This is a genomic window from Dyadobacter luticola (assembly GCF_005860805.1).
In the GTDB taxonomy this organism is placed as follows: domain Bacteria; phylum Bacteroidota; class Bacteroidia; order Cytophagales; family Spirosomataceae; genus Dyadobacter; species Dyadobacter luticola.
In genome coordinates, this window is the sequence record NZ_VCEJ01000002.1 from 1,246,629 (window position 1) to 1,265,530 (window position 18,902).

An 18,902-nucleotide genomic window follows, 5' to 3' on the forward strand; every position below is an offset into this window, starting at 1 on the left:
TCCACGGCTCATCCATCATTCAATTATTGATTTATGAAAAAAGCACTCATATACTTTACAAGCATCGCCATCCTCGCCGGGGCCACTTCCTGCGATAAGGGTTTTGAAGATGTCAACGTAAACCCGGTCCAGGCTACGAGCATTGATCCGATCTATCTTTTTTCCAATGCGGAATTTTCGTCGGCGATCGCGACACAGAATTACCAGCTGCAAATTGTACAGCAGATCAACACGCCATTTACGGGTGTGGTGGAAGGCGGTAACCACAATGTGGTTTCTGATCCGAATTCGAATGCCAACTTTAACTCACTGTACCTGCAAAATGGCCCGGTGAACCTGCTGACGACGGTGATTGCGCAGACGAAAGATGTACCTGCGCGCTCCAATCTGTACAATATGTCGCGGGTATGGAAAGCTTACGTCTTTATGGTTTTGGTCGATACTTATGGTGACGTACCTTATTTCGAGGCTGGAAAGGCATTTCTGGAAGGAATTAACCTGCCTAAATACGATGACCAGAAGCTGATCTACGATGACATTCTGAAAGAATTGGTAGAAGGTACCAAAGGCCTGGACGCAACCAAAGCAATAGAAACCGGTGACCTGTTTTTCAAAGGCAACATTGCACAGTGGAAAAAGCTGGGTAACTCCCTCCTCCTGCGTGCGGCGATGCGCTATTCCAAAATCGATCAGGCAAAAGCGAAACAATACGTGGCGATTGCGGTGGATCCGGCTAACGGAGGCTTACAAAGCTCCAATGCAGATAATGCTTACATCGCATTCAACAGCACATTCAACCACCCGCTCGCGGGCTACTTTCAGGGAACAGAGCGCGGGAATGTTTATATGGGAAAAGCGTTTATCGATTTCCTCAAAACTACGGCTGATCCAAGGCTGAAATACATTGCTGTCAAATACGAAGCGCCGGGAAATCCGCTCGCGACTGTCGGTGCAGAAGACACCAACCCGGCTAACCAGGAAGGGATGCCTTATGGTTACAATGAATCCACCATCACGGCGATCCCGGGCTTCCCCGGAAAAATCGGTTCTGCATTCAAATATTCACAGATCAACCGCAGGACTGTCGGCAAGATCGATGCGCCGGAGTTTTTCATCACCTATTCCCAAACTTCCCTCCTGCTGGCAGAAGCCGTGCAGCGTGGTTGGGCAACCGGCGATGTGAAGGCTTTGTATGAAGCTGGCGTAAAGGCACATATGTCGCAGCTAGCTACTTACGATGTTTCTGCCACGATCCCGGAAGCTACGCAGACGGCTTATCTGGCTGCAAATCCGTTTGTTGCGGCCAAAGCTTTGGAGCAGATCAACAACCAATACTGGGTTTCATCTTTTTTGAATGGCTCTGAGGCCTGGGCGAACTTCCGCAGGAGCGGTTTTCCAACACTTCCGATCAACAATTACCCGGGTAAAGATCCTTCGGTGAAAGACTTTATCAAGAGATTGGTTTATCCGGTTCGTGAGCGTTCCGTGAACGAAGCAAATTACAAGGAAGCCATCGCCAGAATGGGCCCTGATGAACTGGGAACGCCCATTTTCTGGGATAAATAAGCATTTCACTAACCCTTAATTTTTCTTTTATGCTTAAACAAAGTTTGCTTGCCGGGGCGATGGTAGTGCTGGGTGCCGCCGCCCAGGCACAGTCCATCTCCCCCACGCCCGACCAGATCAAAGCCTATACCTCGGCCTGGAAAGGGGAACGTTCCGCAGATGGACGCCCGCGTGTGTCGGACGCGATCCTGGCGCGGCTCAAAAACATTTCCATGGAAGAAGCCTGGGGTGTTTTGCGTAATAAGGGGTATAACAACCAGTTTGAAGGCGACTGGCAGCTGATCCACTCCGACAGCGTGATGACCGGCCGGGTAGTCACCGCCCAATATGTGCCCCTCCGCCCCGATCTGGCTGATCTGGTAAAAGAAACCGGTAAGAAGGAAGGCCGCGTGCAAACCGGCGGCACCAACTCCTGGCCGATCGACGTGCTGAAAGAAGGCGATGTATACGTGGCCGACGGCTATGGCAAAATTGCCGACGGAACATTGATCGGGGATAATCTCGGAAACTCCATTTACGCCAAATCCAAGCGCGGTGTAATCTTTTACGGGTCGGTGCGCGACGTGGAAGGTTTGAGCGAAATCAAGGGTTTTAATGCGTGGACAAAAGGAAATGATCCTTCCTACATTCAGCAAATGATGCTTTTCAACATCAACACGCCCATCCGCATCGGCCGCGCGACGGTAATGCCCGGCGATGTGGTATTAGCAAAAAAGTACGGCACCATTTTCATCCCGGCACATTTGGTAGAAGACCTGGTACTTACCTCGGAAGTAACTGCCTTGCGTGACGAATTCGGTCATTTACGCTTACGCGAAGGAAAATACACGCCTGGTGAAATCGACACCAAATGGTCGGACGTGATCCAGAAGGATTTTCTGAACTGGGTAAATCATTATCCAGGCAAGCTGCCGATGACGAAGAAGGAGTTGGATGATTATTTGAAAGATAGAAATTACTAATAATGTCATGCTGAGCGGAGTCGAAGCACGTTTCTGGCTCGGCACAACGCCTTTTGCACAGTGCCAAGCCAGAAACGCGCTTCGACTCCGCTCAGCGTGACAAAGTCAACAAAAAACATTATTTAAAAGAAATTTATATGAAAAGCATTCTAACCCAAATTATTTCAGAAAACAAGAAGGTCGAACAAGCCGAAAAAGCAGCTGCCCTTGCCGAAATTAATGCGCCTTCGACCAAAGACAGCCGCAGGAACTTCTTGCGGAAAACGGCCGTGGGCGGGATGGCGCTGGGGGGTTTTATGGCGATGTCGCAGGAGGATACCATTGCACAGGCTACTTCCAAAGTGAACCGGGCTTCGAAACCTTCGGAGCTGAAAATTACGGACTTACGGTATTGCATTGTGCAGAATGTGGGCCGCACACCGATTATCCGGATCGATACGAATCAGGGCATTTATGGCCTGGGCGAAGTGCGGGACGGGGCTGACGAGCGTTATGCCTTGTTTTTGAAAAGCCACTTACTGGGACAAAACCCCTGCAATGTTGAAATGCTTTTTAAATCCATCAAACAATTTGGCTACCACGGTAGGCAGGCTGGCGGGGTTTGCGGGGTGGAGATGGCACTTTGGGACCTTTGTGGTAAGGCTTATGGTGTTCCTTGCTGGCAGCTGCTGGGCGGACGGTACCGGGACAAGGTGAGATTGTATGCCGATACGCCTGAGTTTGAAGACCTCAGTGAGTTTAAACAAAAAATCAAATTCCGTACAGTGGACCAAGGTTATACCTGGCTGAAAATGGACGTTTCCATCGGAATGCTGCGGAATAAGGAAAACAGCGTGGTGAACAACAAAGTCTGGGGCGGCGGATTCTCGCAGTGGGCTGGGGACTACAATTCCTACGCAAACACCAAACACCCTTTTACCGCCATTCAGATCACTCCGAAAGGGCTGGATGAAATGGCGAAAGTGGTGGAAGACGTCCGCAATGCAGTAGGTTATGAAATCCCGCTTTCTACCGATCATTACGGCCATTTTGACTTAAACAACGGAATCCGTCTAGGCAAAGCGCTCGATAAATACCGCCTCGCGTGGCTGGAAGATATGGTGCCCTGGGAATATACCGACCAGTGGAAAACAATTTCCGACGCGCTGGAAACACCGACATTGACCGGCGAGGACATTTTCCTGAAAGAGGGTTTCAAAGACCTGATCATGAAACGCGCGGTAGACATTATCCACCCGGATCTGGCTTCGTCAGGTGGTTTGCTGGAAACCAAACGCATCGGTGACTTTGCCGAAGACCATGGTATTGCGATGGCGATGCACTTTGCCGGAACGCCGGTGAGCTTCATGGCCAATGTTCACTGCGCGGCCGCCACGCAAAACTTCCTTGCACTGGAACACCATTCGGTGGATGTGCCCTGGTGGGAAAGTCTGGTGAAAACCACTGACGGTCGCAAGCTGATCGACAAAGGTTACGCGCCGGTGCCCCTGGAAGCGCCGGGACTCGGCATCGAGCTCGTAGACGAGGAAGTGAAAAAGCATTTGAACACGAAGGACAAAAGCTACTTCGCCCCCACGCCCGACTGGAACGAAAAACGCTCGCACGACCGGCTTTGGAGTTAAATTTATGCGTTGGAACGGGCAGATTAATACGGTCTGCACGTTCCTGCATTACGCTTATTTAACTTGCCAGGCCAACTTTAATTAAGTACTTTGCATTCTTCACTCTGATAAGTAATGATGAAGAATCTACGCAACGTACTTTTCTATACTGTTACAATTGGTGCCTTTTCTGCCTTGCTTTTCTTCTTTCTCCGACAAGGCACATTCCTGGAAAAACCTGACATTCAACTGCACAACCCGGTAACGCACACGTCGTCCTGGCAGCAGTTTACTGATACTTTCGGGCACAACATTACCCACCCGCTGGCCATCCTTTTATTACAGATCATCACCATCATCATTGCCGCCCGCGTGTTTGGCATGATCTGTAAAGCCATCGGCCAGCCCACCGTTATCGGGGAAATCGCCGCAGGGATATTCCTTGGCCCCTCGCTGATCGGCACGCTTTATCCCGGATTTTCAACCTTCCTTTTTCCCGTGCAATCGCTGGGTAACCTGCAATTTCTCAGTCAGATAGGCCTGATCCTTTTTATGTTCATCATTGGCATGGAGCTGGATTTAAAAACACTCAAGTCCAAGGCGCAGGAGGCCGTCGTGATCAGTCATGCCAGTATTATCCTGCCTTTTGCGCTGGGTGTCGGGCTCGCACTTTTTATGTACCAGGATTTTGCGCCCGAAGGCATCAGCTTTCTTTCTTTCGCTCTTTTTATTGGTATTGCGTTGAGTATAACGGCATTTCCGGTACTGGCGCGGATTGTTCAAGAGCGTGGGCTATCGCGGACTAAGCTCGGGACGATGGTTATTACCTGCGCTGCCACCGACGACATTACCGCCTGGTGCGTGCTTGCTGCGGTGATTGCCATTGTGAAAGCCGGCTCGTTTGTGAGCTCGATTTATACGATTATGCTGGCATCAGGGTACGTGTACATCATGATGCAGGTACTGCGGCCGATTTTGAAGAAAGTTGGCGACCATTATTCTTACCGGGAAGGATTGACAAAACCAGTCGTGGCGTTGTTCTTCGTCATTTTATTGATCTCTGCTTTTGTCACCGAAGCGATTGGTATCCATGCACTTTTCGGCGCATTCATGGCCGGGGTGATCATGCCTTCCAATCAGAAATTCCGGAATATTTTTATTGAAAAAGTAGAAGACGTTTCGATGGTGCTGCTGCTGCCGCTTTTCTTTGTTTTTACGGGATTAAGAACGCAGATAGGCCTTTTGAATGATCCCTATCTCTGGAAAATCACGGGATTGATCATTCTGGCAGCGGTAACCGGAAAATTCATCGGCAGTGCGCTGGCAGCCCGTTTTGTAAAACAATCGTGGCGCGACAGTCTGGTGATCGGCTCGCTGATGAATACCCGGGGGCTGATGGAGCTCGTCGTGCTCAACATTGGCTATGACATTGGCGTGCTATCCCCGCAGATTTTCGCGATGATGGTGATTATGGCGCTGGCAACTACCTGTATGACAGGCCCGGCACTGGACCTAATCGACAGATTTTTCCCCAGCAAAAACGGGATCGAAATCAACGAAGCAGAGCCGTCCCGCTTCTCTATGCTCATTGCGTTTGCAAGTCCGCAGGGTGGCCGCAAAATGCTACGGATTGCGAATCATCTAATCCAGAAGTTCACGGATCAGCAGCACATTACAGCCCTGCACCTTTCGCCCAGCAGCTATCTCAACCAGGTCAATACCGAGGAATATCAGTACGAAACCTTCCGGCCGATTTCAGAAGAAGCGCACCAGCTTGACCTCACCTTCCAGTCACTTTTCAGACCATCCCATAACATTGAGCACGACATTATCGAAACCGCCAGCAACGGGGAGTACGATATGCTCATGATCGGTATCGGGCGGTCGGTTTTTGAAGGCACATTCCTGGGTAAGATTTTAGGTTTTACTTCCAAAATCATCAGCCGCGAAAGGTTGTTCGACACCATAACCGGCAAAGAAAAGCTTTTTCACGCAGATGTTTTCGACGAGCGCACGACCCACATTATCAAATCTTCCAAAGTGCCGGTCGGTATTTTAATTGAAAAAAACCTGGGCAAGCTGCAAAACATTTTCATCCCGGTTTTTTCAACGCAAGACGAATTCCTGCTGAAATACGCCCAGAAAATGCTCGTCGCCGGCAATCTCAATGTGAACATCATGGACCCGACCGAAAGTGTGATCCACCAGGCCGACGGTCATGATACCTTCGCTGCGATGCAGGAACTGGCCCCGGAAAAGGTTGCGCTGCATTTTGAAAAGGCCCTGACCCGGGAGTTTTTGCAGGAACAGGACCTTATGATCATCAGTCTGGAAAGCTGGAAAAAGGCCGTCGCGTCACACAGCATCTGGTTGTCTAATTCGCCTTCGGTATTGATAATACGCGGCTGAGTGTTTATTTTACAGAAGCTACGCTAGCATTCCAACCTATGATATCCTTTTTAAAGAATAATAGATTTACAAGTTCGATCAACCCCCAAACCATCCTTTTCTTTTTTCATAACTTTTTCATCAACGTTGGTACCACCCTGGTTTATGTTTCCGCCAATGTTCTCCTGCTCGAAAACCACCCCGAATACTCCCTCCCGATTGCCTATATCGCCGCCGCAGTAGCGGTAATGACTGCCGGAAAGATCTACGAATACTACGAACATCACCTGATTTTAAAGCGGTTAAGTCTCGGTACCATGCTTTCCTCGCTTTTTATGGTCGTGGTGGTGATGGGGCTGCTCTGGCTGGGACACGGCATCGCCACGGCCATCGCGATTATGGTGGGTTACCGCATTATTTACCTGCTGATCAACCTCGAATTCTGGGGACTTTCGGCGCTGGTTTTTGATGTAAGACAAAGTAAAAGATTGTTCAGCGTCATCGGATCGGGCGATATGCCGGCCAAGGCACTCGGTGCCGTTTTGGCGGTTCTGATACATTCTCCGTCGGTTTTGATGATCCTGCTGATCATTTCGCTGGCGTTTTTCGCACTGGCTTTTTATACGCAGATCCTGACATTCCGGTACACCGAAATCCCAAACCCGCACCACGCCCGTCCGCGCCAGATCCAGGCTTCGGATTCGCGCATCATACAGAAATATTTTGGCGGCAATAAGCTGCTTACATCCCTTTGTCTCGGCATGGTTGCCATAGCGGCGACGGCCACGTGGATCGAGTACCATTTTTTTGTAAATGTGAAATACAAATTTCACAGCCAGCACGATGTAATCGGCTTTGTAGGTACTTTACTGACAGCCACTTACGTCATTTCAACATTTGTTAAACTGATTTTTTCAGGAAAAACGGTAGAGCGTTTCGGCGTGAAAGTAACGTTATATCTGCTGCCGCTTACGACGATTGTGACGTCGGTCGGGCTGATTATTTCTTCTTATTTCAAAAAAGACGAGCCGTCGCTGCTGGTGTATTACTGCGCTGCTTACCTGCTTTTTGAGCTTGTCAGGCGCACCATTTTCGACCCGGTTTTCCTTGTTTTGTTCCAGCCACTTTCTACCAAAACCCGACTGAAAGGTCACACGCTGGCGAAGGGACTTTTTGAACCGATGGGTATGCTGATCGCCGGGGTGCTGCTTTGGGTCGTCTATACCCGTAACCTGAGCAACATCAGCCTGACATTTGACCTCTCGCTGCTTTTTGCCATCGCCGCGCTGGTCATTTTCCGCAAGGCTTACGGGCATTATATGCAGGAGCTGAAAAGCGCGATCAGCAAGCGGTTTATCCGCAGCGGCGAAATGGCCTCACCGGCAGAAGCATTGCCGATCATTACCGAAAACCTGAAAAGCGAGCGCAAGGAAGAAGTGCTGAATGCGATCGACTGGCTGGCGCGGAATAAGGTTTCACTGTTCAGGAAAAACGTGGACTTGCTGCTGCAAAATCCATCCGTGGCGGTGCGACTAAAAACATTACAAACACTGGCGCAAATTGAAAAACCGGAGCTCTCCGAAACCTTCCTCAAATACATCGAAACCGAGCCGGATACGACCTGCCAGACCCTCGCTGTCCGCATTGTCTGCTCTACCTCCCGCCTCTCCGACGAGCAGCTCGCGCACTTCCTTTCGCACGATGATCTCGACATTGTGGAAGGCTCCATACTGGGTTGTTTTGAAGCTGGAAAAGCGCTGCCGCTGATCCACGGAACATTGCACATGTTGTTCTCTTCGTCCTCCGAAAACACCCAGCTCGTAGCGCTGGATTGTGTGCGGGTGATGGGCATTGCCACTTACGAAAATCAGGTTAAAAACTGTCTGCGAAATGGCAGCGAAAAAGTCCGGAACCAGGCGCTGGAAGTAGCTGCGGAAGTCGGCTCGGCGCAATTATTACGCGAACTGAAACCGATGCTGGGCGGCAATTTGTCACGCTCGACGGTCAGCGCTTTGATCAAATCCGGCGACTCTGGCATCCGCATTGTAGAGGAATGGTTGCATAGCGATCCTGCCGGAGAGCGCATCCATACCATCATTAAGGTAGCCGAAAAACACAAACACGAATTTATACTTCAAATACTTTTTGAACTTATTAAAAATATTTACCAAAATAAACTTTCTATAAAATCAGAAAGTATCATTAATACCAATCACATTGATACTTTCACCCACCTGGCAGCATTGAAAGTTTTGACGAATTATTCCCTGGTCGCTGATTACAAAGAAGTTATCTCTGATTTTGTCAACAGTGAGCTGACCCACGCGGCGCAGCTGCTGAATGGCATGGATGAAACCGAAGCTGATCAAGTATGGAATAATACGCTGGATTATGAGCTGAACCTGACTGCCCAGCGGCTTTTTTATCTTTTTATGATGCAGTACGATAAGGATGCGGTGCAGAACGCTTGGAAGGGAATCCGGCACGCAGGAAAGGAAAAACGTGCCAATTCTTTGGAGCTGATTGAAAGTCTGCTGCCCCGGAATCTGTATCCTTCGCTGCACGCATTGTTTGAGGATATATCCATTCAACGGAAGCGCGAGGCGCTGCGGCAATACGTCGAAAATCAGGAGCAGGCGGTTTCGATCACCTCTTATATTTTGACCCAAAAAGAAAAATCTTTTACGACCTGGACCATCGCGCTGGCAATCAAAAACCTGACTGCCGACGATCAAAACCTGGTACTGCTGGAAGGTCTTTCGGGCCATCCGTCCCGGCTTGTACGGGATGCCGTACAGGAGAAATATGCCGCGCTTGCCCTCGATCCCAACATTAAATTCTCTCTGAAAATCCCTATGAAAACGCACGCCGAAACTACGCAGCAGATCTCCGAAATGGAGCGGGTAATCGTTTTGAAAAATACGCAGCTTTTCGCCCAGACACCCGAGAATGTACTGAGCTCGATCGCGCCGATCATGAATGAAGTTTCGTACAGCGACGGCCAGGAAATTTTCGCTAAAGGCGATCTCGGCGATTCGATGTACATTATTTACACCGGCCAGGTGGGTATTTATGATGGTAAAAAACAGCTGGCGCTTTTTGACAAAGGAGAAATTTTCGGGGAGCTGGCTCTGCTGGATACCGAGCCGCGTTCAGCCACCACCGTCGCAGAAACCGACGTGCTGGTATTCCGGATCGATCAGGAAGATTTCTTTGAACTGATGGAAGAGCGTGATGAAATCCTGCGCAATGTACTGCGGATCCTTTGCCAGCGGATCAGGGTGCAGAACGAGAAAATGCGGTCACTATCTTAAGGCGGCCAGATGCTGTTCTTTCAGTGCATTCCGCCGGTCCCGCTCAGACTGCGTCCAGTAAGTGTGCTCGTCGATAAATTTGACCTGGATCTCATTCCATTTCGAAACTTCGTGCACCACATCCCTGGCTTTTAGTTCTTCAAAGAGTGTTGCCGCGATCGGCTCAAAATCTTCCCTGCCGAGGTAATCCAGGTCGGCGTCGCTGATGATGCGCTCAAAATGTGTTTGCGGGTTTTGCGGGATCTTGGTCGCCATGATCATCCCGCAGATCAAAGAAATTTGTTCAGGGTTATAATCAAAATCCGGCAGCACTTCTTCTGCGATCCGGCAGCTTTCTTCCTCGTGGCCGGCATAGGTATTCATGAAACCGGAATCGTGGTATAATGCTGCGGTTTTGATCAAGTCCAGCGATTCCTGGTCGGTGATATCTTCCATGCTGGCAATTTCCATCGCGGTGCGGGCAACGTCCTGTGTGTGGTGCACGCCGTGGTAGAAAAGCGTCTGATCGAGCCGGTTACGCATCTCTTCCAGGATATATCTTTCAGCTTGTTCAACTTGCATGGCTATTCCAGAACTTCATAAATCATCACTGCCGCAGACTTGTTTTTAAGGTTCACCTCCCCGACCGGATTGCATTTAAATGCCTCTTTGATCTGCTGATAAGACGATTCGGACACGACAACCTGACCAGGTTTGGCAATCGCCTGCAAACGTTGCGCCACATTCACTACATCGCCGATCACTGTGTAATCGAGCCTTTTCAATGCTGCCGACCCAATGTTACCCGATACCATTTCACCTGAGTTGATCCCGATGGAAACATTGGGATGGTAGCCTGTCTGATCCGACAATTTCTCCGTAAAACCGGCAATGTGATTTCGCACTGCGAGTGAAGATTCGATGGCCCGGTCCAAATGATATTCACCCCGGAAAACGGCCATGACAGCGTCTCCCATGAATTTATCGACCAATCCACCCTGCGCAATGATTTCTTTCACCATCACATCAAAGTATTTATTAATGAGTTCCACGACGACTTCGGCGGGTTCTTTTTCCGAAATAGAAGTAAAACCGCACATATCCATGAAAACGACTGTTCCCTCAATGTTCTCGCTCGTCATCAGCGACTGTTCGAAGGCTTCCTGAGTCATGAATTGCAGCACCGAAGAATCGACATACATGCGGAGAATGTCGTTTTCGCGCACCGCTTTTACGGTTTCTTTGAGCTGCGCCACATAATGCAGCGTTTTCTCCATCGTCACTTCAAGGTCCTTGAAATCAATGGGTTTGGTCAAAAAATCATACGCGCCGCGGTTCATAGCAGAGCGAATGTTGTCCATATCCCCATAGGCCGAAACGATCACGGATTTGAGGATCGGGCTCAGCTCACCGATGCGTACCAGCAGGGTAAGTCCGTCCATTTCGGGCATATTGATGTCGCTCAGCACCATGTCCACGTCGGGATGCTGATCGATCACTTCGAGCGCTTTCACGCCGTTTTCTGCAAATAGAAATTCATATTCCTGCTCCCGGATCTGCCGTCGGAATTTCTGCTTGATCAGCAGCTGCAAATCGGCTTCATCATCCACCACCAATATTTTGGATCTCATAAAATCTGTTGCAGTTTCTCTTTCAGTTCGACAAAATTGACCGGTTTGGTTAAAAAGTCATCGGCCCCCAGCTGCATAGCCTGATCGTGGTTGGCGCTGTCGCCGTAAGCGGTGATCATCATCACCTGCGGCGGTGCCTGCGGATGGTCTTTCCGGATGGTTTTGAGCAATTCGATCCCGCTCATGCCCGGCATATTGATATCGGAAAGGATCATAACCACCTCCGAATGATGATCGGCGAGGTAGGACAAAGCTTGTTCGCCGGAAAACGAGAATGAAAACTCGAACTGCCCGCTGCGGATCTCCCGTCTGAATTTTTGTTCAAACAACGATTTCACGTCTTCTTCGTCGTCAACAACTAATATTTTCATAGCCTTTGGTTATGGAGGTTTGGTTTGAAATGTCAGGACATCGGGATGGTGATCCTGAACTCGGTACTTTGCCCCTCGACGGTCTCTACATCGAGCTGGCCGCCATGGCCGCTGGTAATGATGTCGTAGCTCATCGAAAGCCCCAGACCAGTTCCCTGGCCGGTCGGTTTAGTCGTAAAAAACGGTTGAAAAATTTTAGCTTTAACCTGCTCCGGCATGCCGGTACCATTGTCTGTAACCCTGATATAGAGCTTGTTGTCAAACTTTTTAGTACTAATTTTCACCTCAGGCTTGTAGTCAGCTCCAATGCCTTGCTCTGTAAGTTTCCGCCGCTTCTCGGCTACTGCGTAAAAAGCGTTGGTAAACAAATTAAGGAATACCCTGCCCAGGTCCTGCGGCAGCACATTCACCTTACCGATGGTCGGGTCAAAATCGGTGACGAGCGCGGAGTTAAATTCTTTTTCTTTTGCGCGAAGACCGTGGTAGGCCAAACGCATGTATTCGTCGGCCAGCGCATTGATCTCCACCGGCTCTTTTTCACCGGACGAAACCCGGGAATGCTGCAGCATTCCTTTCACGATGGAATCGGCGCGTTTACCGTGGTGCGTGATCTTTTGCTGGTTCTGACTGAGATCGCTGATAATGCCTTTGATATAATCCTTATCGGCATCGGCAATTTCGGTTTTATCAATTTCTTCCTCCAGCTCCTGGCAAAGCTCCACGGATACCTCCGAAAAGTTGTTCACGAAGTTCAGCGGGTTCTGGATCTCATGGGCGATACCGGCGGTGAGCTCACCGAGGGAAGCCATTTTTTCACTTTGTATCAACTGATTCTGCGTCGATTTCAGCTCCTCGATCGTTTTTTGCAGCTCTTCTTTTTGTTGGGTCAATTCAATAGTACGCTCATTCACAAGGTATTCCAGCGACTCTTTCTGCGCCTTGCTGATCATTTCGTCCCGAAGTCTGTCTTCCCGTTCTTTTAATAATACCTTTTGCTGTTTTCTGGCATAAAACCAGAGCACAAAACATAACGCAAAGGCAAAAAACGTGGCTATCTGGAAGTAATCGCCATATTCTTTATAAAACTTTGGCGCAATTAAATGCACCACATCTTCGATCACCGACAAAACCAGATAGGGAATGATGCCCTGTAAAACCGTCCTGACCGGCTTGACTTCTTCTTTGCCAAACAAAAAATACAGCACGCCGCCCAGGAAAAAGGACCAGATCCAGCTAAACCAATCGGGCGTTTCGGATAAATAGAATGTGGCGACCAGGGCGATCGCTATGTTCCTGATGAGCAGCAAACTCTTGTCCAGATCGGGCAGCTGGGCCTTCGTTTGGAGGATAGAACGAATGTACTGGATCAGAAATAGCGTAACGAGGAAATATCCCATGCAGGTTTTAAAATTCGCTGATAACGTTTTTGGAAGCTTACAATTAAGTACCAAAGTAAATATTTTCCCTCACATAATCTCCCTAAGGCACTTTGGGATGGGCAAGCCTCTAATTTATTTCTAACTGTTTTTTAATGCAATTATAAATCTGTTTTAATACGCTTTTTATCGCACAGCCGAACCTTTGTGACAGTAATCTAAAAACGAACAGATCATGTCGTTAAAAGTAAAAGTACCGGTGGCCCTGATCCTGCTGATCTGGGGCTGCTGCACGGTAAGGGCGCAGACCGTCTACACACTTGGACGCGCATTACAAACCGCGCGCGCGAACAACCCGGTTTTGAAAACGGAGCAGTTCAATGCGGAGATTTCGCAGACGGACATTGTGACCGCGGGTTTGAGGCCCAACCCTATCCTGAACAACCAGTCGCTGCAACTGGTACAGCCCTCCCGGTTTCCTGAAAATTCTTCCTGGTACAGCGGGCTCAACCGGCAAATCTGGTGGCAGGTTACCAAGCCTTTTCAGTTGCCTGTACAGCGGCAGAATAAAATCAACTACGCTGAGCAAAATGTCAGGCTGACCCAGAAGCAGTATGCCGAGACGGAACGTCAACTTTTTCAGACAGTTGCGCAGAAATGGCTGGACGTTTGGGCCGCGCGCAAGCAGCTCGATTTATTGAACACGGCCAAGTCCAACATTGATTCGCTGGCTTACATTAACCGGCTGCGTTTAAAAAATCAGGTGATTACTACCACGGATTTGGCGCGGACAGAGCTGCTGGTAAACCAATATGCGATCCAGCTGAAATCGGCAAACCGGGATTATCTGAATGAGATCGCCAATCTGAAATTTTTGCTCGGCACTGCGGATTCGGTGCAGGTGGATACGACGGACCAGTTTGAATACAGTTTCCCGCAGCAGATGGATTCGCTTCTGCAACAAGCTTTGCAAAACCGGGCGGACATTCAAACCATTAAAACCAGTATGGATGTAGCCGAAACCAACATTAAACTGCAAAAATCTTCCGCACTCCCGACCCCGGAGCTGGGATTAATTTATAACCCGCAAAACAAGGTGCATTATATGGGTATCTATGGAACGGTGGAGATACCGCTGTTTTCGCGTAACCAGGGCGAGATTAAAAAATCGCAAATCATGAAACAACAGGCCGAGCAGGATTTGAAGACAACCGAGGGGCGGATCCAGAGCGAAATTGCTGTGGCTTACAATACCTACCAAACCCAAAAGATTAATGTACAGAATTTCAATCAGTTACTCACCCAATCACAATCTATCCTGAACAGTGTTAAATATTCTTACTTGCGGGGCGGCACCACAATCATCGATTTTCTGGAAGCGCAGCGTAGCTGGCTGGACACGCAGCAGCAATATTACGACCAGCTTCAGCAATATCGGCAGAGTTACATCGACCTTCTTTTCACCTCAGGATTGATCAATCAAATCGCGCAATAACATGAAGCAAATACTGATATGCAGCTGCCTGGCCATGACATTGTTGGCAGCATGCAAGCCCAAGGAAAACAGGAAAATCAGGCAGGATAACACCACGCCGGTTGTCAATGCCAGTGGTACGCGCATTAATTTTCCGCAAAAGAAAAGCGCGGATTTTTTCCAGACCGAAAAAATATCGTCCACTTCCCTGATGGCCGACGTGACCGCACCGGCAAAGGTATCCGCCACCATTCTGCGGTCACAGGAAGGTGCTTCGGGCAACATTGTGCTTTTCGATAACCCCGAGTTATCAGGTACTTACTCGCAGCTTCTGCAACATTTGACAATGATCAACCAGATCCAGAATGTGAATGTGCGTCAGCGCAAAACCGAGCTGGCGCGGATCAAGGATTTGCAGGAACACGGCGCAGCGACCGGAAAAGATTTGCTGGAATCGGAGACGGCCCTGGCGATGGAGGAAACGAACCTGATCAGCGAAAGATCGGCGATCATCGAGCAGGAAGCGAAACTAAAAGCAGGCGGTTTTGAACCAAAACAATTGCGCAGCGCCAGTGCAGGTACCGCTTACGTGATTTGTGATATTCCTGAGAGTGAGGTAGATAAGGTTAAAAAAGGCAGCAACTGCCAAATCCAGTTCGCCGCTTTTCCAAACGAAAAAATTACGGGCCGGATCGACGACATTACGGATATGGTCGACCAGGTGACACGGATGATCAAGCTGCGGGTGAGCATTAATAACGCCACCGAGAAACTGAAAGCCGGGATGTATGGCACCGTGGCATTTGGCGTAAGCGAAGGTAAAGCCTTGAGTATCAACCAGGATGCGCTGATTACTATTCAGGGAAGAAATTATGTGTTTATCAAAATCGGCCCCAAAAGTTTCGAGAGGCACGAGGTGAACATTGGCGACCAGATCGGCGGCCGGATCATAGTGTTCAGCGGTTTGAGAGATGGTGAAGAAGTTGTGACAAAAGGTGTCATGCAATTGAAAGGTCTATCATTTGGATATTGAAACAAGATGATTTCGAACCTGTTAAATTTCAGCTTACGCAACCGATGGGCTGTGATAGCGATCAGCATTGTGCTGACTGGCGTGGGATACTGGTGTTTCACCCAGCTTAAAATTGAAGCTTACCCCGACATTGCCGATACCAACGTGATCGTTGTGGCGCAATATCCCGGACGGGCCGCCGAAGAAGTGGAGCAGCAGGTGACCGTTCCTATCGAACGTGCTCTGCAAAATACGCCGAATGTGCTCGACCGTAGAAGCCGCACGATTTTTGGCCTGTCGGTGGTCCAATTAACATTTCAGGATGGTACCGACGATTATTTCGCCCGTCAGCAAGTGACTGAGCGGCTCGCCGCAGCGGATCTGCCCGATGGCGTCGCGCCCGAACTGGCACCGCTCTCGACAGCGGTGGGTGAAATTTTAAGGTATGTAGTGGAAGCGCCGGCGAGTTACAGCCCGACGCAGCTACGCGATTTGCAGGATTGGGTAATCAAGCCGGCATTGCTGCAAGTACCTGGCATTGCGGATGTTACTACATTCGGCGGGCCTTTGAAACAATTCCACATCATTACTTCGCCGGAAAAACTGGTGAAATATGGCTTATCCCTGGAAAACGTCATTGATGCGATCAATGTCAACAACCAGAACACCGGCGGCAATGTGATCTCCCGCGGCGGCCAGGGTTTTGCGATCCGGGGATTGGGTGCGATCAAAAATGAGCGGGATATCCAGAACATTGTATTGAAATCGGATAATGGCGTGCCGGTATTTGTACGAGATGTCGCGACGGTTGAAATTACTCCGCCACCACCAAGCGGTGTGATGGGCTATACCATTACGCAGGACAAAGTGGACGTCAGCAGCGGCGTGGAAGGCATTATCCTGCTCAGAAGGTATGAAAACCCGAGTGAGGTTTTGAAAGTTTTGAAAGAAAGAATTGCCGACCTGGAAGCCAGCGAGCTGCCCGAAGGCGTGCATTTGAAACCTTTGTACGACCGCAGCTTTCTGATCGATCATTCGCTGGAAACCGTGGCACATACCCTTTTTGAAGGTATTTCCATTGTTGTGATCCTGCTGATTTTCTTCCTGGGCAGCATCCGTAGCGCGCTGGTTGTCGCACTGACTATTCCGTTCTCGCTGCTCTTTGCGTTTATTCTGATGCGTTTGACCGGCATTCCGGCCAATTTACTCTCGCTCGGCGCGATTGACTTTGGTATCATTGTCGACGGGGCTTGCGTGATGGCGGAACATTTGATCAGACGGTATCGCAATGCTTCGCCCGAGGAAAAGAAAATGGGTATCGTCCACCTGACGCTGGATGCGGCCCAGGAAGTGGGCAGGGAAATATTCTTCTCCGTCACCATCATTATCCTGGCTTATATGCCAATCCTTTTAATGACCCGTGTGGAAGGAAAATTGTTTTCACCGATGGCGCTGACATTAGCTTTTGCCGTGATCGGTTCCATGCTGGCGGCGCTCACATTTATTCCGGTGCTAATTTCCTTTGCATACAAAAAAGCGCTTGCCGATCCGGACAAACCACTGAAAGAACATAAAAATCCGGTGCTGGATTTGATGACGAGATCTTACACCAGGTCACTTGCAGGGTTTATTAAACATTACCGGATTACTGTTTCTGTGGGTCTGGGGATTGTTTTAGTGCTGGTTTTATTTGGGATCAAATTGGGTACAGAGTTTCTTCCGACACTTGACGAAGGCTCTATTTTCCTGCGGGGAAACTTTCCGTCGGGCATCACGATCCAGGAGAATGCCAGTTACGCGCCTAAAATCCGTAGCATTATTGCTAAATATCCGCAGATCTCTTTTGTCATCACCCAAACCGGCCGGAATGACGACGGTACGGATCCTTTTCCTGCGAACAGAAATGAAATTCTCGTCGGACTGAAAGATTATGACCTGTGGAGCAAAACCATTTCAAAAAAAGAATTGGTAGAAAAGATCAAACGCGACCTGCAAACCCAGTTGCCCGCGGTTTCTTTCTCCTCCGGCCAGCCGATTATCGACCAGGTGATGGAAATCGTGACCGGCAGCGCGGCGGATCTGGCGGTATCGGTAGTAGGCGATAATTTGAATATGATGCGTAAAAAAGCCGTGGATATCGCTAAAATCGTGCAGTCGACGCGGGGTGCGGACAATGTGAACATTGAGCAGGAAGGCCCGCAGGAGCAGCTGGCGATCAACATTAACCGGGAAGCTGCGGCGCGTTTCGGGATCAATGTGGCCGATATTCAGAATATGATCGAGGCGGCGATCGGCGGAAAAACGATCTCGACCTTGTATGATGGTACCAAGAAGTATGATATTGTGATCCGCTTCCTCCCAAAATTCCGGAATTCCATCGACGCGATCAAAAGTGTGCAGGTTCCGTCGCTCACGGGCGCTTTGGTACCGATGAGCCAGCTCGCGGACATTCATTTCATTGAAGGACAAACCAACATTTACCGCTACGGCAGCAAGAGAATGGTGACCGTGCGTACCAACATTCGCGGCCGTGACCAGGGCGGTTTCGTGGCAGAGTTGCAGAAAAAGCTGCACGGAAAAATCCGCGTGCCAAAAGGCTACAACATTATCTACGGCGGTCAATACGAAAACCTGGAACGTGCGGGGAAACAACTCGCATTCACCATTCCGCTGACGATTGTGATGGTATTCCTGTTCCTTTTTATGTTGTTTAAAAACCTGTCGCACACGCTGGTGACGATGAGCTGCATCCTGTTTGCGCTCGCTGGCGGTATCATTGCGCTGCTGCTGCGGGGCTATTATTTCAATGTTTCCGCGGGGGTTGGGTTTGTGAGCATTTTCGGTATCTCCGTTATGGCGGGTGTTTTGCTGGTGTCGGCTTTAAACCGCGCGGTCGAATCGGGTGAAGGCGACATTGCCCAAACTGTTTGGCGGGCGTCCGGCGAGCAGCTTCGCGCCATGCTTTCCATCCTGATCGTCGCCATTATCGGTCTGGTACCGGCAGCCATTTCCTCCGGCATCGGCTCCGACGTGCAGCGTCCCCTGGCCACCGTCATCATTGGCGGCCTCACCAGCACCCTGCTCTTCGCCCCGATCATTTTACCACCACTTTATTATTGGGCCGAAAAAAATAGAAAGGCGAAGAAAACTGACGGTGGTGCGGAGTTGCAAAGTGTTGGGTAAAAGGTATATTTTCGTCCCATCACTTTTAAAATCAGGCACACCTAT

At 49.5% G+C, this 18,902-nt stretch carries 12 protein-coding genes; 8 read left to right on the forward strand and 4 right to left on the reverse strand.

What is annotated here, in order from left to right; all coding sequences use genetic code 11:
* The first annotated feature begins 33 nt into the window (after positions 1-33).
* The 5 genes from FEN17_RS05260 to FEN17_RS05280 all read left to right on the forward strand — a co-directional run bounded on the left by FEN17_RS05260 (position 34) and on the right by FEN17_RS05280 (position 9,831).
* Positions 34-1,566, forward strand: coding sequence for a SusD/RagB family nutrient-binding outer membrane lipoprotein (locus FEN17_RS05260; protein WP_138364229.1), 1,533 nt, complete (start codon positions 34-36; stop codon positions 1,564-1,566).
* 29 nt (positions 1,567-1,595) lie between these two features.
* Complete coding sequence (locus tag FEN17_RS05265; protein ID WP_138364230.1) at positions 1,596-2,528, forward strand: RraA family protein; 933 nt, start codon at positions 1,596-1,598, stop codon at positions 2,526-2,528.
* A gap of 137 nt (positions 2,529-2,665) precedes the next feature.
* Positions 2,666-4,150, forward strand: coding sequence for a mandelate racemase/muconate lactonizing enzyme family protein (locus FEN17_RS05270; RefSeq protein ID WP_138364231.1), 1,485 nt, complete (start codon positions 2,666-2,668; stop codon positions 4,148-4,150).
* A gap of 114 nt (positions 4,151-4,264) precedes the next feature.
* Positions 4,265-6,538 (forward strand): cation:proton antiporter, encoded by a 2,274-nt coding sequence (locus FEN17_RS05275; protein ID WP_229208699.1) that lies wholly within the window; start codon positions 4,265-4,267, stop codon positions 6,536-6,538.
* A gap of 38 nt (positions 6,539-6,576) precedes the next feature.
* Positions 6,577-9,831 (forward strand): cyclic nucleotide-binding domain-containing protein, encoded by a 3,255-nt coding sequence (locus tag FEN17_RS05280; RefSeq protein WP_138364232.1) that lies wholly within the window; start codon positions 6,577-6,579, stop codon positions 9,829-9,831.
* Here the strand turns inward: FEN17_RS05280 and FEN17_RS05285 are convergent.
* Genes FEN17_RS05285 through FEN17_RS05300 form a run of 4 tightly spaced genes read right to left on the reverse strand, consistent with a single transcriptional unit; the run spans position 9,823 to position 13,209 of the window.
* Complete coding sequence (locus FEN17_RS05285) at positions 9,823-10,392, reverse strand: HD domain-containing protein (protein ID WP_138364233.1); 570 nt, start codon at positions 10,390-10,392, stop codon at positions 9,823-9,825. The genes FEN17_RS05280 and FEN17_RS05285 overlap by 9 nt on opposite strands.
* Before the next feature lie 2 nt (positions 10,393-10,394).
* Entirely contained in the window at positions 10,395-11,441 is a 1,047-nt protein-coding gene (locus FEN17_RS05290) for an adenylate/guanylate cyclase domain-containing protein (protein ID WP_138364234.1), read from the reverse strand.
* Positions 11,438-11,812 (reverse strand): response regulator, encoded by a 375-nt coding sequence (locus FEN17_RS05295; RefSeq protein ID WP_138364235.1) that lies wholly within the window; start codon positions 11,810-11,812, stop codon positions 11,438-11,440. Before FEN17_RS05295 ends, FEN17_RS05290 begins: the two co-directional genes overlap by 4 nt.
* Before the next feature lie 32 nt (positions 11,813-11,844).
* Positions 11,845-13,209, reverse strand: a complete 1,365-nt coding sequence (locus tag FEN17_RS05300) for an ATP-binding protein (protein WP_138364236.1) — start codon at positions 13,207-13,209, stop codon at positions 11,845-11,847.
* A 214-nt stretch (positions 13,210-13,423) separates the two neighbouring features.
* On the opposite strand from FEN17_RS05300, the gene FEN17_RS05305 reads away from it, so the two are divergent.
* Genes FEN17_RS05305 through FEN17_RS05315 form a run of 3 tightly spaced genes read left to right on the forward strand, consistent with a single transcriptional unit; the run spans position 13,424 to position 18,857 of the window.
* On the forward strand, positions 13,424-14,683 hold the full coding sequence (locus FEN17_RS05305) for a TolC family protein (RefSeq protein WP_138364237.1): 1,260 nt from the start codon (positions 13,424-13,426) through the stop codon (positions 14,681-14,683).
* 1 nt (position 14,684) lies between these two features.
* On the forward strand, positions 14,685-15,695 hold the full coding sequence (locus FEN17_RS05310; protein WP_229208700.1) for an efflux RND transporter periplasmic adaptor subunit: 1,011 nt from the start codon (positions 14,685-14,687) through the stop codon (positions 15,693-15,695).
* A gap of 6 nt (positions 15,696-15,701) precedes the next feature.
* Positions 15,702-18,857 (forward strand): efflux RND transporter permease subunit, encoded by a 3,156-nt coding sequence (locus tag FEN17_RS05315; RefSeq protein ID WP_138364238.1) that lies wholly within the window; start codon positions 15,702-15,704, stop codon positions 18,855-18,857.
* Positions 18,858-18,902 lie beyond the last annotated feature (45 nt).

Excerpts from the sequence above, each read along its gene's own strand:
- FEN17_RS05290 (WP_138364234.1), bottom strand. The coding sequence starts at position 11,441 with ATGAGATCCAAAATATTGGTGGTGGATGATGAAGCCGATTTGCAGCTG.
- FEN17_RS05315 (WP_138364238.1), top strand. The coding sequence starts at position 15,702 with ATGATTTCGAACCTGTTAAATTTCAGCTTACGCAACCGATGGGCTGTG.
- FEN17_RS05300 (WP_138364236.1), bottom strand. The coding sequence starts at position 13,209 with ATGGGATATTTCCTCGTTACGCTATTTCTGATCCAGTACATTCGTTCT.
- FEN17_RS05310 (WP_229208700.1), top strand. The coding sequence starts at position 14,685 with ATGAAGCAAATACTGATATGCAGCTGCCTGGCCATGACATTGTTGGCA.
- FEN17_RS05295 (WP_138364235.1), bottom strand. The coding sequence starts at position 11,812 with ATGAAAATATTAGTTGTTGACGACGAAGAAGACGTGAAATCGTTGTTT.
- FEN17_RS05275 (WP_229208699.1), top strand. The coding sequence starts at position 4,265 with ATGATGAAGAATCTACGCAACGTACTTTTCTATACTGTTACAATTGGT.
- FEN17_RS05280 (WP_138364232.1), top strand. The coding sequence starts at position 6,577 with ATGATATCCTTTTTAAAGAATAATAGATTTACAAGTTCGATCAACCCC.
- FEN17_RS05270 (WP_138364231.1), top strand. The coding sequence starts at position 2,666 with ATGAAAAGCATTCTAACCCAAATTATTTCAGAAAACAAGAAGGTCGAA.
- FEN17_RS05260 (WP_138364229.1), top strand. The coding sequence starts at position 34 with ATGAAAAAAGCACTCATATACTTTACAAGCATCGCCATCCTCGCCGGG.
- FEN17_RS05305 (WP_138364237.1), top strand. The coding sequence starts at position 13,424 with ATGTCGTTAAAAGTAAAAGTACCGGTGGCCCTGATCCTGCTGATCTGG.
- FEN17_RS05265 (WP_138364230.1), top strand. The coding sequence starts at position 1,596 with ATGCTTAAACAAAGTTTGCTTGCCGGGGCGATGGTAGTGCTGGGTGCC.
- FEN17_RS05285 (WP_138364233.1), bottom strand. The coding sequence starts at position 10,392 with ATGCAAGTTGAACAAGCTGAAAGATATATCCTGGAAGAGATGCGTAAC.